This is a genomic window from Paractinoplanes atraurantiacus, from assembly GCF_900215205.1.
Taxonomy (GTDB): Bacteria; Actinomycetota; Actinomycetes; order Mycobacteriales; family Micromonosporaceae; genus Actinoplanes; species Actinoplanes atraurantiacus.
The window spans coordinates 312,914-326,796 of sequence record NZ_OBDY01000006.1; the positions used below are offsets into that span (position 1 = coordinate 312,914).

Annotated in this window: 14 protein-coding genes; 9 read left to right on the forward strand and 5 right to left on the reverse strand. The window is 70.8% G+C overall.

Annotation, left to right across the window (positions count from 1 at the left end):
• Nucleotides 1-32: 32 nt before the first annotated feature.
• Nucleotides 33-680, forward strand: a complete 648-nt coding sequence (locus CRP55_RS17350) for an O-methyltransferase (protein ID WP_097321094.1) — start codon at nt 33-35, stop codon at nt 678-680.
• Here the strand turns inward: CRP55_RS17350 and CRP55_RS17355 are convergent.
• Genes CRP55_RS17355 through CRP55_RS17370 form a run of 4 tightly spaced genes read right to left on the reverse strand, consistent with a single transcriptional unit; the run spans nt 655 to nt 3,618 of the window.
• Nucleotides 655-1,077 (reverse strand): oxidoreductase, encoded by a 423-nt coding sequence (locus CRP55_RS17355; RefSeq protein WP_097321095.1) that lies wholly within the window; start codon nt 1,075-1,077, stop codon nt 655-657. The two genes, CRP55_RS17350 and CRP55_RS17355, sit on opposite strands and share 26 nt — an antisense overlap.
• Nucleotides 1,074-1,565 (reverse strand): class I SAM-dependent methyltransferase, encoded by a 492-nt coding sequence (locus CRP55_RS17360; protein WP_097321096.1) that lies wholly within the window; start codon nt 1,563-1,565, stop codon nt 1,074-1,076. The genes CRP55_RS17355 and CRP55_RS17360 overlap by 4 nt, the downstream gene beginning before the upstream one ends.
• Nucleotides 1,562-2,632, reverse strand: a complete 1,071-nt coding sequence (locus CRP55_RS17365) for a DUF3866 family protein (RefSeq protein WP_097321097.1) — start codon at nt 2,630-2,632, stop codon at nt 1,562-1,564. The genes CRP55_RS17360 and CRP55_RS17365 overlap by 4 nt, the downstream gene beginning before the upstream one ends.
• Before the next feature lie 11 nt (nt 2,633-2,643).
• Nucleotides 2,644-3,618: a cation diffusion facilitator family transporter gene (locus CRP55_RS17370; protein WP_245923107.1), complete on the reverse strand. Its 975-nt coding sequence runs from the start codon at nt 3,616-3,618 to the stop codon at nt 2,644-2,646.
• Between the two features lie 161 nt (nt 3,619-3,779).
• Here CRP55_RS17370 and CRP55_RS17375 point away from each other — a divergent pair, with 161 nt between their 5' ends.
• The 7 genes from CRP55_RS17375 to CRP55_RS17410 all read left to right on the forward strand — a co-directional run bounded on the left by CRP55_RS17375 (nt 3,780) and on the right by CRP55_RS17410 (nt 8,896).
• Nucleotides 3,780-4,748, forward strand: coding sequence for a helix-turn-helix transcriptional regulator (locus tag CRP55_RS17375; protein ID WP_097321099.1), 969 nt, complete (start codon nt 3,780-3,782; stop codon nt 4,746-4,748).
• A complete protein-coding gene (locus CRP55_RS17380) occupies nt 4,745-5,704 on the forward strand; it encodes a helix-turn-helix transcriptional regulator (protein WP_097321100.1) in 960 nt (319 codons plus the stop codon). The genes CRP55_RS17375 and CRP55_RS17380 overlap by 4 nt, the downstream gene beginning before the upstream one ends.
• 15 nt (nt 5,705-5,719) lie before the next feature.
• Nucleotides 5,720-5,917: a hypothetical protein gene (locus CRP55_RS17385; protein ID WP_097321193.1), complete on the forward strand. Its 198-nt coding sequence runs from the start codon at nt 5,720-5,722 to the stop codon at nt 5,915-5,917.
• A 102-nt stretch (nt 5,918-6,019) separates the two neighbouring features.
• Nucleotides 6,020-6,346 (forward strand): Sec-independent protein translocase subunit TatA, encoded by a 327-nt coding sequence (tatA, locus tag CRP55_RS17390; protein WP_097321101.1) that lies wholly within the window; start codon nt 6,020-6,022, stop codon nt 6,344-6,346.
• A 9-nt stretch (nt 6,347-6,355) separates the two neighbouring features.
• Nucleotides 6,356-7,321 carry a twin-arginine translocase subunit TatC gene (gene tatC / locus CRP55_RS17395; RefSeq protein WP_097321102.1) on the forward strand — a complete coding sequence of 322 codons (966 nt, stop codon included), beginning with the start codon at nt 6,356-6,358 and terminating at the stop codon, nt 7,319-7,321.
• Nucleotides 7,322-7,340: 19 nt separating this feature from the next.
• On the forward strand, nt 7,341-8,522 hold the full coding sequence (locus tag CRP55_RS54610) for a diacylglycerol/lipid kinase family protein (RefSeq protein ID WP_245923078.1): 1,182 nt from the start codon (nt 7,341-7,343) through the stop codon (nt 8,520-8,522).
• A gap of 41 nt (nt 8,523-8,563) precedes the next feature.
• Complete coding sequence (locus tag CRP55_RS17410; protein WP_097321103.1) at nt 8,564-8,896, forward strand: hypothetical protein; 333 nt, start codon at nt 8,564-8,566, stop codon at nt 8,894-8,896.
• Nucleotides 8,897-10,323: 1,427 nt separating this feature from the next.
• Here the strand turns inward: CRP55_RS17410 and CRP55_RS17415 are convergent.
• Complete coding sequence (locus tag CRP55_RS17415; protein WP_245923080.1) at nt 10,324-11,064, reverse strand: HAD family hydrolase; 741 nt, start codon at nt 11,062-11,064, stop codon at nt 10,324-10,326.
• A gap of 64 nt (nt 11,065-11,128) precedes the next feature.
• On the opposite strand from CRP55_RS17415, the gene CRP55_RS17420 reads away from it, so the two are divergent.
• Nucleotides 11,129-13,879 (forward strand): DEAD/DEAH box helicase, encoded by a 2,751-nt coding sequence (locus tag CRP55_RS17420; RefSeq protein ID WP_097321105.1) that lies wholly within the window; start codon nt 11,129-11,131, stop codon nt 13,877-13,879.
• The last annotated feature ends 4 nt before the right edge of the window (nt 13,880-13,883 follow it).

Sequence of the window (13,883 nt, forward strand, 5' to 3'; positions counted from 1 at the left end):
ACGATCACGCGCGGGCGGTCAACCGTGGGGGCATGGCGGAAATCATCAGCGACGCTGTCAGCGACTACCTTCTGGCCCACTGCACGCCCCAGGACGACGTCCTGCGGGAGCTGGCCGCCGAGACCCGGCGGCTGTTCCCCGAGGCGGCCGGCATGCAGATCTCGCACGACGAGGGCGAGCTGCTCACGATGCTCGTCCGGCTGACCGGGGCCCGCTTCGCCGTCGAAGTCGGCGTGTTCACCGGCTACTCGGGCATCTGCATCGCCCGGGGGCTCCCCAAGGACGGCCGGCTGCTCTGCTGCGACGTGTCGGAGGAGTACACGGCGGTGGCCCGGCGCTTCTGGCAGCGGGCCGCGGTGGACGACCGGATCGAGCTGCGCCTCGGGCCGGCGACCGGCACGCTGCGTGCCCTGCCGCCCGAGCCGGAGGTCGACTTCGCGTTCGTCGACGCCGACAAGACCGGCTACCCGCAGTACTACGACGAGCTGATCCCGCGCCTGCGCCCCGGCGGCCTGCTGGTCCTGGACAACACTTTGCGCGACGGCCGGGTGCTGCGCCCCACCGACGAGTCCGACGTCGTGGTCGCCGAGCTCAACAACCGCATCGTCACCGACGAGCGCGTCGAGTCGGTCCTGCTCCCGGTCCGCGACGGCGTCACTCTGGTGCGGAAACTGGGGTGAGCGCGGCGTACCAGCGACGGATGGCCAGCAGCGCGATCAGCGGGCGGGCCGCGGTGCACGGCCCCAGGACGAGCGCGGTGGTCAAGAAACGCCGCCGCCAGCCCAGGACCAGGTAGGCGACGAGGGCCAGCAGAGCCACCACCGCGAACGGCACATACACGGCGAGCATCGCGCGGCCCGCGGCCAGATAGGGCCCGGGTCGCGCGGTGTAGCCGAGCAGGACGATGACGGCCACCGGGGCCAGCAGGACCACCGCCAGGCCGCGCAGGTGGGCGGTCACGTTCTGCGCCCGGTGGCGAACCAGGCCGCTGCGCCCGCACGACGACCGGAAGCCGGCGAGGGCGCCGTCGAGCCCGGCGATCAGCGCCAGCCCCGCGGCGACGGCCGCCGCGGTCACGGGGACGCCGCCAGCCCGGTCACCGGGCGCAGCACGTTGACGACGCGCGGCCGCCAGCGTGGGACGTCCACGCAGGTCACGTCGTACGCGGGAGCGCCGACACAGGCTGCGGCGGCCAGGACGCCGACGGGGTGGGCGCGGCGAGCGGACAGGACACCGTCGTGGCGGGAGACGGGTGAGCGCATCCGCCCGCGGTGGAAGACCCACGCCCCGACGGTCGACCAGACGCTGGGATCGATGTCCCAGTGGGCGAACCCGTGGACGCCGAGCGCCTGCTGCGCGGCGAAGAACGACGGAAGGTCGGCCGGCGACAGGTGGTGGACCAGGCCGCTGGAGATGACGATCGTGTCGGCGCCGTGCTCGACGGCCAGACCGGGTCGCAGGGCGTCGCCGGCGATGAACCGGTAGTCCAGGCTTTCGGCGGGCAGGTGGGTGCCGTCCGGCGAGAAGGACCAGAGGAGGTCGGTGAGCTCGTCGGGGCGCTTCACCGCAGCAGGGTTGCGGCGTGGCGGCCGGCGGCTGCGGCGGCCAGGAAGTATGTGTAGTCCTCGTCCAGTTTGCGGCCCATCGTCGACAAAGGGACGGGGGAGGCGCGCAAGGCCTCGTCCAGGCCGTCGACCGGGACGGTGACGATGCGGTGCCTTGCCGCCAGGGGCTGCAGGGCGGCCAGCAAGGCCGGGTCCAGGCCGTCGGGGACCGGCAGGTCGGCGGGGAGGAGGGCGACTTTGCCGTACGCCGTGAGGCTGTGATGGGAGACGCCGCGGTGCCGGGAGCGGGCGTCGCCGGTGGAGAGCCGCAGTGAGCCGACCGGGCGGCCGCCGAGGGTGCCGATCGCGTTCACCGCCTCGCCCAGTGCCACCCCCGAGAAGCCCCACGGGGTGCCGGTGCCCAGGTTGCCGGGGCCCTGCGCGACGATCGTGACGTCGGCGCGCAGGACGTGCCGGGCGGCCAGCAGGCCCGTGTGCACCGTGCTCGCCTCGAGGTCGCCGCCGAACGCCTGACCTGTGGTGACGGTGCCCGCCAGCCGCGACGCGAGGCCGTCGAGCGTACGGGAGAACCAAGCTGGTAAAGCTCCTCCGTCGGTCATCACGTAGGCCACCTTGGCGCCGGGCCGTGACGCGAGCACCCCGGCCAGGATGGCCGGCAAGGCCGAGTGGAGATCGGCCGTGACCACCGGCATGCCCTCCAGCGACGTCGCCGCCTCCATGACCGCGCGGTGCGGCGAGGCTTCCTCGTCGACGCCGAGGCCGATCACCTGCAACGGCGTGTAACGGGCCTTGACCAGATGCCCGGCGTCGCGGGTCGTCCCGTCGTCGACCGGATCGGCCGGCAGCCGGTCGGGCAGCGCCACCACCAGCGCGTATCCGCCCGTGCCCAGGCCCATGACCAGGGCGCCGACGTTGAGCAGCACGCGATCGCCCTGCTCGGGCGAACCCACGAGCGACGGATAGGCCAGGGCGCGAACCGGGCCGTCGCTGGTCGAGACGTCCAGCTCCACGGCGCCTCGCCACCGACGCCGTACCGCTTGAACCGTCCCCGCCCGCCACCGCACCATGGCGTCAGACCCTATCCGTCGATGCCGCCGTCGATGTGGTTGCGTCCGGCCATGCCCCTGGTCGGGTCGAGGAAGACGTACCGGATGCCCGGGAAGCGCGCCCGCAAGCGGCGTTCGGCCTCGTCGGAGGCGGCCTCGATGTCGGCCCCGGTGCACTCGTCGACGAAGTCGACCTTGGCCGCGACCAGGATGTCGCCCGGGCCGAGCTGCATGGTCAGCAGGGTCGGCACGGCCACCACGATCGGGATCGAGTTGAGGTCCTGCGCGATCAGGTTGTGCACCTGGCGCGGCACGGCCCGGCCGACCAGCAGCGACGCGTTGCTCTTGGCCAGGATCATCGCGACCAGGAAAAGCAGGACGCCGATGGCGACCGAGGCGATGCCGTCCCACATCTCGTCGCCGGTGAGCTGGGTCAGGCCCAGGCCGGCGCCGGCCAGGATCAGGCCGATCAGGGCGGCCGAGTCCTCGAAGTAGACCGCCTTGACCGTGGTGTCGGGGGTGAGCCGCAGGAACCGCCACGGGCTGATGCCCCAGCGCATGGACTCACCGGCCACCTGCCGGCGGGCCCGCAGGAACGAGGTGCCCTCGGCCACGAACGAGACGACCAGCACGACGTACGACCAGAGGAAGTCACCGCTGTGCTCGCCGTCGATGATCGTCATGACGCCGTGGTAGATGGAGAAGCCGGCGCCGCCGACGAAGGTGAAGATCGCGGCGATGAACGCCCAGACGTAGCCCTCCTTGCCGTACCCGAACGGGTGTTCCTCGTCGGCCGGCTGGGCGCCGCGGCGCAGCGCGACGAACAGGAAAACCTCGGTGATCGTGTCGGCCAGCGAGTGCGCGGCCTCGGAGATCATGGCGGCCGAGCCGGAGATGAGGCCGGCGACCAGCTTCGCGGCGGCGATGCCCAGGTTGGCGGCGCCGGCGACGACGACCGTGCCGACGCTCTCATTCTCCGGTTGTTCGGACTGTTGGGGCGAATCGATCGGATTGAGCGGTTCGGCGGCGGCCAGGCCGACCGGGAACTGCTCGTCTGGGGTCTGTGCGGGACTCACCCGGCCCATCCTTTCCTGGCGACGGCCGCCGGAAACCGCCGGGGAGTAGCGCGTACGTCACCCCGGCGTCCATGCTGCTAGCGTTGCCAATCGTGTCGCGCACCCGCACCGAGCGCCTGGTGAACCTGGTGATCTGCCTCCTGTCCACGCGACGGTTCCTCACCGCCGCGCAGATCGCCCTGACCGTGCCCGGTTACGAGCACGACCCCGAGGACCCGCGCGACCACGAGGCCTTCCAGCGCAAGTTCGAGCGCGACAAGGCGGAGCTGCGCGAGCTCGGCGTCCCACTGGAGACCGGCACGGCCAGCGTCTTCGACCAGGAGCCCGGCTACCGCATCGCGCATCGTGAGTACGCGCTTCCGGACATCCTGCTCGAGCCGGACGAGGCGGCCGCGGTCGGCATCGCCGCCCGGCTCTGGCAGCACGCGGGTCTCGCCGCCGCCGCGTCGTCCGGGCTGGCCAAGCTGCGCGCGGCCGGCGTCGAGGTCGATCCGCAGGCCACGCTGGGTGTCGAGCCGGTCGTCACGGTCGACCCGGCGTTCGGTCCGCTGGCGGCCGCCGCGCGTGATCGCCGGGCGGTCACGTTCTCGTACCGCGTGCCCGAGGTCGACGATCCGGCGACCCGCCGCCTGGAGCCGTGGGGCGTGGTGTGCTGGCGGGGCCGGTGGTACGTGGTGGGACACGACCGCGACCGGGCCGCCACCCGCTGCTTCCGGCTCTCGCGCATCGTCGGCGCGGTCAAGGCCGTGGGCCGCACGGACGCGTTCGTCCCGCCCGAGAACCCCGATCTGATCAGCCACGTCGCCAAGTGGTCGGGCCCGGTGGCCCACAACGGCCGGGCCACCGTCATCGTCAAGCCGGGACGCGGCGCCATGCTGCGCCGCTGGGCCACCGACGCGGTTGAAGGACCCGAGGGCGACAGACTGACCATTTCGTACGGGGATGCCGAGTACCTCGCGTCGAAGATCGTCGGCTACGGCCCGGACGTCCGCGTCGAGGGACCGCCGGAGGTCCGCGACGCCGTGATCCAACGTCTCAAGGAAGTGGTGGCTCGCTCATGACCGGTCCCCGCCCCACCGGGGATCGCCTCGGCCGGCTGCTCAACCTGGTGCCGTACCTCTTGGCCCGTCCGGGAATCCTGGTCTCGGAGGCCGCGGCCGACTTCGGCGTGACCGAGAAGACGCTGCGCGAGGACCTGGAGCTGCTGTGGGTGTGCGGGCTGCCCGGCTACGGGCCCGGCGACCTGATCGACATGGCGCTCGACGACACGACCGTGACGATCAGCCACGACGCCGGCATCGACCGGCCGCTGCGCCTGACCCAGGACGAGGCGCTGGCCCTGGTCGTGGCGTTGCGGATGCTGGCCGAGACGCCCGGCACGGGCAACCGCGACGTGATCGAGCGCGCCCTCGCCAAGATCGAGACGGCGGCCGGTGACCAGGCGGACGCGCCGGTGGAGGTGCGCCTGCCGGGCAACGAGAAGCGGCTCGACGAGTTCCGGGCCGTGGTCGAGCGCGGGCACGCGCTGCGGATGACGTACTACACGGCCGCACGCGACGAGACCACCGAGCGGGTCGTCGACCCGATGCGGATGGTCATGGTCGACGGGCGGGCCTACCTCGAGGCCTGGTGCCGCCGCGCCGAGGGAACGCGCCTGTTCCGGGTGGACCGCGTCGACGCGTACGAGGAACTCGATGAACCGTCCCTGCCTCCGGAGGAGGCCGTGCCGCACGACGTGAGCGAGGGCGTCTTCCGGCCCGGCCCGGAGTTGCAGCTGGTGACGCTGCGGGTGGGCCGGGGCAGCCGGTGGATCACCGAGTACTACCCGGTGGAGGAGGTGACGCGCAGCGGCGACGAATGGGTCGTGACCATGCGGGTCACCGACCTGGGCTGGGCCCAGCGGCTGTTGCTGGGCCTCGGGCCGGACGTCACCGTGCTCGGGCCGCCCGAGCTGCTCACCCGGATTCACGACCAGGCCACGGCCGCGCTGGATCAGTACAGCACGCCGGGCCGGTAGGGTGGCCCGGTGCTGATGTGGATCTGGATCGCCGTGGTGGTGGTCGCGCTGGTCATTCTCGCCGTCGCGGGCGGGCGGCTGCTCGGGCCGCTCGGCGGGCTGCGGCGTGCCGTCGTGAAGCTCCAGCGGCGCCAGGCCGAGGTGCTGGAGTTGCAGAAAGCGGCCGAAGCGCTCCAGCAGCGGGTGGAGTCGCTCCCGCAGATCCGTAAGTAGTCTGAGATAGTGCCAAAACCAGTGGGTCCACGGGGTCAACTCCGCAGAATTGACACGTACGATGGACCCCGCACAACTGATCCGACCGACTGGAGTTAACCCATGGGCGCCCTCAAGCCATGGCACATCATCGTCTTCGTGGTGGTCCTCGTGCTGCTCTTCGGCGCGAAGCGTCTTCCGGACGCGGCTCGTTCCCTGGGCCGGTCGCTGCGGATCATCAAGGCCGAGACCAAGGGCCTGGTCGACGACAACAACGACGTCGCCGAGAAGGCCGAGCCGCAGTACGGCCGCCAGCCCCTGCAGGGCGAGGTGCAGCAGCCCGGTGGCTACCAGCAGGCTCCGCCGCCGCCCTCGGCGGCGTACCAGCAGCCGCAGCAGCCGCCCGCGCAGCCCTATGTCGACCCGGTGCAGCGCACCAACGACCGCTGACCCTCGGCCATGCAGCTGACCCTTCGCCGCAACAAAGGGCCTAGCAAGTTCCAGCAGGCGGCCGACGGCTCGATGACCCTGATCGACCACATCAGGGAGTTGCGAAACAGGCTGTTCGTCGCCTCGCTCGGGCTCGTGGTGGGCCTGATCGTCGGCTTCATCGTCTCGAAGTGGGTCTTCCATCAGCTCGAGGCGCCGTACTGCCAGCTACCGAGTTCGCAGGCGGTCCGTGCCGACGGCACGCAGTACTGCGACTGGATCGTGCTCGGCGTCGGCGACCAGCTCCTGCTCCGCCTCAAGATCGCCCTGTGGGTCGGCCTCATCGTCGGCGCGCCGGTCTGGCTCTACCAGCTGTGGGCGTTCATCGCGCCGGGCCTGCACAGGCACGAGCGCAAGTGGGCGTACGTGTTCGTGGCGATCTCCGTGCCGCTGTTCGTGGCCGGCGCGCTCCTGGCCTACCTGGTGGTCGGCCACAGCCTCCAGTTCATCATGGAAGCCGGCGTACTGGGGGAGAGCACCAAACTAGAAGTCTCGGCGTACGTCGGCTTCGTGACCAACATGTTGTTGATCTTCGGGGCGGCCTTCGAGTTCCCGTTGATCCTGCTCATGCTCAACTTCACCGGCGTGGTCTCGGCCCGCAAGCTGGCCGGCTGGTGGCGGATCGTGGTCTTCCTGTCGTTCGCCTTCGCGGCGATCGCCACCCCCGACCCGGGCCCGTTCGGCATGACACTGCTGGCCGCGTGCATGATCCTGCTGTACTGGATCGCGGTCGGCGTCGCCTATCTGAACGACAAGCGCAAGGGCCGCGGCAAGGAGATCTACGCCGACCTCGACGACGACGAGATCTCCCCGCTGACCGACGACCGTGTCCCGGTCGGCGCGTCCGATCCGATCGAGGCTCCGACGCCGATCGAGGCGCCGAGTCCGGTGTCGAAACCCCGCCCGCTGGACGGACGATTCGACGACATCTCGTAGGGGTCTACGCTCCTCGGCTGTGACGAGCAATGAGATCGCGGTGCTGGCCAACCCTTCCGCGGGGCGGGGCCGGCACCGCGATCTGCTTCCCAGGGTCTTGAAAACCCTTTCCCAGGCGGGTGCCGTACGCGTCCTGGAAGCGCACAGCGGCCCCGGCGCCGAACGGGCATGCCGTGCCGCGGTCGAGTCCGGCGCGGCCGCCCTGGTGGCGGTCGGCGGCGACGGAACCGTGCACCGGGCCTTGCAGGCAGTGGCAGGCTCCTCCGTGCCTTTCGGCGTGATCCCCGCCGGCACAGGCAACGACTTCGCCGCCGGCGTAGGCATCCCCGCCGACGTCTTCGAGGCCGCCTCCACCATCACCGCCGCAATCCGCGCAAATCACACCGTCCCCGTAGATCTGGCCCGAATGACCTCACTAGGCCCGTCCGCCGGGGAGCGTCGCCCTGGGCCGGCCCTTAGCCCTGCAGCCGAGGAGCGCCGTCCTGGGCCAGCCACTAGTCCTGCCCTCGAGGAGCGCTTTTCTGGGCCGCCCCTTGGGCCCGCCGAGGAGCGTTTCCCTGGGCCAGCCCGCAGTCCTGCCGAGGAGCGCTTCACCGGACAGGCTGCCGATTCTGCCGCCGAGGGGCGGGGGCCGGCGCCGGCTGTCGTCCCGGCCCCCGCCCCTGAGGCGTTCGGTTCCGCGGGAGAGGGTGGGCATGTGCCGATTGAGCAGGCACGGTGGTTCGGGGCGGTGTTGGCCGGTGGTTTCGACGCTCTGGTGAACGAGCGCGCCAACCGGATGCGCTGGCCGCGGGGCCCTCGCCGCTACGACCTGGCCATCCTGCTGGAGCTGGCGCGGCTGCGCCCGCGCGTCTACGAGCTGGAGATCGACGGCGCCGACCATGGTTTCACCGGCATGCTCGTGGCGGTCGGCAACTGCGCGAGCTACGGCGGCGGCATGCGGATCCTGCCGGGCGCCGATCCGTACGACGGCCTGCTCGACGTTGTTGTCGCCGTGCCCTTCGGCCGCCTGGCCTTGGCCCGCCTCAAGCCCCGCCTCAATCGCGGCACACACGTCCATGACCGGCGTGTCCGAACATTCCGCGCAAAACAGATAAAACTCCGGTCGGCCGACATCATCGGCTACGCCGACGGCGAGCGGGTCGGCCCCCTGTCGCTCGACATTACGTGTGTGCCGGGTGCAGTCCGGTTGCTCCGCTAGCCACACGGTCAGAAACCCCCACCGCGGCCGAATGTGAAGGCATGCAGATGACCTCGCTCAGCTCGCTCGCGTCCGCCGCCTTCAACAGCGCCCGCAGCACCCTGAAGGACATGGCCGAGGCCGCTGCCGCCCAGTCCCAGACCACCATCTCCAACCGCGCGAAGCCCTCCGCCGCCTCCGACCGCGCCACCTCTGACCGCGCCGCCACTGACCGCGCCGCCTCTGGCGACGCTGCCAAGTCCACCGTCGCGGCCGCGGCCGAGAAGCCGGCGCTGGGCGCGATCGAGCAGGCTGTGGCCGACCGTAAGGCTGCGGGCACCGAGCCCAAGCCCTTCAAGGTCCGCCAGGGTCTCGCCCTGGACTCCTACGCCTGACGACAGCAAAGGCCGCCGACTCCGAGCTTGAGCGGCTCGAGGTGGTCAGTCTCAGTCAAATGGCGGCCCGGGTCCCGAACGCGCCGCATGGCGGCCCAAGTAATCGTCGGCAACGGCGGGTGATCGTCCGGCGCACTTCGGCCAGGAGGGAATTCTTTCGCCTCTCGCATTCTGCGAGCAATGGCCGCGCTGCTGTATCTTGGTCTTCGGAAACGCTCTTGGTGTTGCGCTGATGTGGTCAGAATGCTTCGCGCAAACGGCGACAGAGAAACCGCGTTTGACGACCCGCGCCGACGGCTCGGCCTGATTCGGCGACCTTTTCTGATCCGCCGGCTCTCGAGCGGATATGGTCATCCGCGATCGCCGAACGGCAATTGATCCCTGCGGCTCCGGGGTGGCAATCACGGCCTGCGGTTGCGCAGCGGACTCCGCTACCGCTGATCGTGCAGCGGCCTCCGCTACTGCCGGCCGCGGAGAGGGCTCCGCTACCGGCGGCTGTGGGGCGAACTCCGCTATTGGCGGCTGCGGAGAGGGCTCCGCTACCGGCGGCTGTGGGGCGAACTCCGCTATTGGCGGCTGCGGAGAGGGCTCCACTGCCGGCGGCTGTGGGGTGGACTCCGCTACTAGCGGCTGTGGACAGGACTGCGCTACCGGTGGCTGTGGGATGGACTCCGCTACTGGCGGCCGCGGAGCGGGGATCGCCGTTGATGGTTGGGATGCAGGAATCGCTGATGGTGCCTGAGGTGAAGGCGTTTTGGTCGGCGGCTGCAGGGCGGGTGTCGTTGCTTGTGGATCCGAAGCTGGTGCCTGCGGCTGCGGTGGTGGTGACGTGACCTGCGGCTGGGGCGACGCTGCCTGCTGGGCTCGGCGGTAGCCTTCCTCCATCCGTAGGCGAAAGAGCTTGAAGCCGTGGCGTTGCGCTAAGCCCCATTTTCGGCGGCGGTCGAGCTCACGTCGGTCCGCGTCGTTGCCGGGCGACCACTTGCGGGAAAGTGTGCGATCACTCATCGCGGACATCTGCTCGCGAGAGAAGAGGCCGATCTGCTGGTATCGCATGACCAATTATCCCGCGGTCAGTCAGGCAAAGCCATCTGCAAATCGTTCTGGATCATGCCAATATCTGTCCGAAACGCCGCCGGTATTACATGAATCAAATCATAGAAAAAGGCCAGAAAAAGCGGCGCAAGAGGGAGGATCGCAAAGCGCAACCCGGGCCGACGCGCAACCGGGGATCGCGACACCGTGGGAAGCGGAGCCCAACCGGCTCGAAGGGGTGAGTCGGGCGCCGGAGGGTGACCACTCACCCCGTACCGTGGAAAGCGAAGCGCGACTCATCACCGAGGGTGAGCCGGGCGCTGAAGGGCGACCCCGCACCCCCGTACCGTGGGAAGCAGCAGCGCAACCAGACACCCAGAGTGACCGAGGCGCTAAGCCGCGCACCCCGCCAAAGCCAGCGTGGCCCCCAAACCGTTGGGCCGCCCAGGCTCGGCCGCCGGCAGGACCAGTGCCGCGCAGCCCGCCTTGACCGCGCCCGCGTCTGCCGGTGTGTCGCCGACCATCAGGGTGCGCTCGGGGTCTGCGCCGACCATGCCGCACGCGCGCAGGAAGATGGCCGGGTCGGGCTTTGTGCGGCCCACCTCGTAGCTCAGCGCGAAGGCGTCGACCAGCGACGACATCCCCCACGCGTCGAAGTGGGGGCGGATGTCGAAGCCGATGTTGCTCACCACCGCCACCTTGATGCCCGCCTCGTGCAGGGTGCGCAGCGTGGACGCCGTGTCCGCGTAGGGGAGCCAGCCGTCGGGGCCCAGGAGCCGGTCGTACAGGGCGTCCGCCAAACCCTCCACGTCCGTGGCGACGGTTGCGGCCAGGCCTGTGTAGGCGGCTCGGTGGCTATGTGCGTACAGATCCCGGTCTGACCAATGCTCGGCCAGGTGGAGCGGCACCCGGGCCGGCAGGGGGCCGCCGGCGCGCCCGGCCGTCACCAGGCGGTCGGCCAGGACCGTGGCCTTTGCCCGTTCCAGGGCGTGGCCGCAAGCCGCGGCGGCCGCCACGACCCATGTCACAGGGTCTTCCACCTGCGCCAACGTGCCGTGGAAGTCGAACAGCACGGCGTCGACCTGACGGTGCGGCCGATGGGGAGGGTGATCGGTCGATTCAACATCCGGCACGGGAGCACCATACCCATCGCGCCCGTGCTGCAAGTTGTCACACCCACGAACTAGCCTTGTGGTCATGACGAGTCCCGCCGAACGGTATGCGGAATCGAAGCGGCGGGCGGCCCGGGTGGCCGAGTTTCCGGCGCTCGACGATTTCATGCTCGATGTCGGCTTCGACCTCGACGACTTCCAGCGCGCCGCGTGTGAGTCGCTCGAGCGTGGCAGCGGCGTGCTGGTGTGTGCCCCGACGGGGGCCGGCAAGACGGTGGTGGGCGAGTTCGCCGTGCACCTCGCGTTGCGGGCCGGTGAGCGCAAGTGCTTCTACACCACGCCGATCAAGGCGCTGTCCAACCAGAAATACCACGACCTGGTCGAGCGGTACGGCCCGGACAAGGTCGGGCTGCTGACCGGCGACAACGTCATCAACGGCGACGCGCCGGTGGTCGTGATGACCACCGAGGTGCTGCGCAACATGCTCTATTCGGGCTCCGCGGCTCTGAAAAACCTGGCCTACGTGGTGATGGACGAGGTGCACTACCTGGCCGACCGGTTCCGGGGCGCCGTGTGGGAAGAGGTGATCATCCACCTTCCGGCGTCCGTCACCCTCGTCTCGTTGTCGGCGACCGTCAGCAACTACGAGGAGTTCGCCGACTGGCTGGTCACTGTGCGCGGGCAGACCGAGGTCGTGGTCAGTGAGCACCGGCCGGTTCCGCTCTGGCAGCACATGCTGGTCGGGCGCCGCATGTTCGACCTGTTCCACGACGCCGACGCCGCCAAGAAACACGACGTGCACCCTGAGCTGCTGCGTTATGCCCGGGAGATGCAGCGCCGCCTGGAGATGACCGATCGGTCGTACGGGCCCAGGGGCGGCCGGTCGAAACGCTGGCAGCCGCCGCCGCGGGCCGAGGTGATCGACCGGCTGGAGCGGGCCGGGCTGCTTCCGGCGATCCTGTTCATCTTCAGCCGGGCCGGCTGCGACGCCGCCGTGCAGCAGATCCTGGGAGCGGGGATGCGGCTGACCGACGCCGACGAGCGGGCCGAGATCCGGCGCATCGCCGAGGCGAAGGTGGCCAGCATCCCGCGGGAGGACCTCTCGGTCCTGGGCTACTGGGAGTGGCTCGACGGGCTCGAGCGGGGCGTGGCCGCCCACCACGCCGGCATGCTGCCCGCCTTCAAGGAGGCGGTCGAGGAGTGCTTCGTGCAGGGCCTGGTCAAGGCCGTGTTCGCCACCGAGACGCTGGCGCTGGGCATCAACATGCCGGCCCGGTGCGTGGTGCTGGAGCGGCTGGTCAAGTTCAACGGCGAGGCGCATGTCGACCTCACCCCGGGGGAGTACACGCAGCTCACCGGCCGGGCCGGCCGTCGCGGCATCGACGTCGAGGGCCACGCGGTCGTGCTGTGGAGCCCCGAGGTCGACCCGCGGCACGTGGCCGGGCTCGCGTCCACCCGGACCTATCCGCTGCGGTCGTCGTTCCGCCCGTCGTACAACATGGCCGTCAATCTCGTCGGCACCGTCGGGGCCGAGAAATCGCGGGAGCTGCTCGAGTCGTCGTTCGCGCAGTTCCAGGCCGACCGGTCGGTGGTCGGGCTGGCGCGGCAGGTCCAGCGCAACGTCGACACCATGCAGGCGTACGGCAACGACGCCGCCTGCCACCACGGTGACTTCGACGAATACTTCGCCATCCGTGTCGCCATCGCCGACCGGGAGCGGGCCATGGCCCGTGAGGGCGCCTCGCAGCGCCGGGCCGCGGCGACGTCCTCGCTGGAGAAACTGCGGGTGGGCGACGTGATCCGGGTGCCGCAGGGGCGCCGCGCGGGGCTGGCCGTGGTGCTCGAGGCGCCGACCGGCGGCTTCGGTGAGCCCCGGCCGCTGGTGCTGACGCAGGACCGCTGGGCCGGGCGGGTCAGCCCGGCCGACTTCGGCGGGCCGGCCGAGGTGCTCGACCGTCTGCGCGTGCCGAAACACTTCAACCACCGCTCGCCGGGCGCCCGGCGTGACCTGGCCGCGCAGATCGCCGCGACCGGTCACGACCGGCACGGCGGCGGGCGGCGGCGCAACAAGGGCGCCCAGCCGGGTGAGGACGCCGAGATCGCGCTGCTCAAGGTGCGGCTGCGGCAGCATCCGTGCCACGCCTGCCCCGAGCGTGAGGATCACGCCCGCTGGGCCGAGCGCCGGCACCGTCTTCAGCGCGACACCGAGGCGCTGAGGGACAAGGTCGCCGGGCGTACGGGGTCACTCGCGCGCACGTTCGACCAGGTCTGCGCGGTGCTCACCGAGCGCGGCTACCTGAGCGGCGACGGCGAGGTGACCGAGGCCGGGCGCATGCTGGGCCGCATCTGGTCCGAGGCCGACCTGCTGGTGGCCGAGTGTCTGCGCCAGGGCGTGTGGGACGGGCTGGCGCCCGACGAGCTGGCGGCCGCGGTGTCCATGGTGCTCTACGAGTCGCGGCGCGAGGGCGACGACCGGGCGTCGGTGCCGAAAGGCCCGATCACCTCGGCCGTCGACGCGTGCACCAAGCTGTGGGGCGAGATCGCCGCCGACGAGTCGGGCCACGGGCTCAGCCTCACGCGCGAGCCCGACCCGGGCTTCGTGTGGCCGATGTTCCGGTGGGCGCGCGGCGAGCCGCTGGCCCGGGTGCTGGCCAGCGGGCACAACTTCGACGCCGACATGCCGGCCGGTGACTTCGTGCGCTGGGCGCGGCAGGTGCTCGACCTGCTCGGGCAGATCCGTGAGGCGTCGGCGGCCTCGGCCGACGTGCGCGACACGGCCCGCGAGGCGATCAAGTTGGTCAACCGGGGGGTCCTGGCCTACCAAGCCGGGCTGTGATCAC

Excerpts from the sequence above, each read along its gene's own strand:
- CRP55_RS17420 (WP_097321105.1), top strand. The coding sequence starts at position 11,129 with ATGACGAGTCCCGCCGAACGGTATGCGGAATCGAAGCGGCGGGCGGCC.
- tatA (WP_097321101.1), top strand. The coding sequence starts at position 6,020 with ATGGGCGCCCTCAAGCCATGGCACATCATCGTCTTCGTGGTGGTCCTC.
- CRP55_RS17350 (WP_097321094.1), top strand. The coding sequence starts at position 33 with ATGGCGGAAATCATCAGCGACGCTGTCAGCGACTACCTTCTGGCCCAC.
- CRP55_RS17365 (WP_097321097.1), bottom strand. The coding sequence starts at position 2,632 with ATGGTGCGGTGGCGGGCGGGGACGGTTCAAGCGGTACGGCGTCGGTGG.
- CRP55_RS17410 (WP_097321103.1), top strand. The coding sequence starts at position 8,564 with ATGCAGATGACCTCGCTCAGCTCGCTCGCGTCCGCCGCCTTCAACAGC.
- CRP55_RS17380 (WP_097321100.1), top strand. The coding sequence starts at position 4,745 with ATGACCGGTCCCCGCCCCACCGGGGATCGCCTCGGCCGGCTGCTCAAC.
- CRP55_RS17385 (WP_097321193.1), top strand. The coding sequence starts at position 5,720 with ATGTGGATCTGGATCGCCGTGGTGGTGGTCGCGCTGGTCATTCTCGCC.
- tatC (WP_097321102.1), top strand. The coding sequence starts at position 6,356 with ATGCAGCTGACCCTTCGCCGCAACAAAGGGCCTAGCAAGTTCCAGCAG.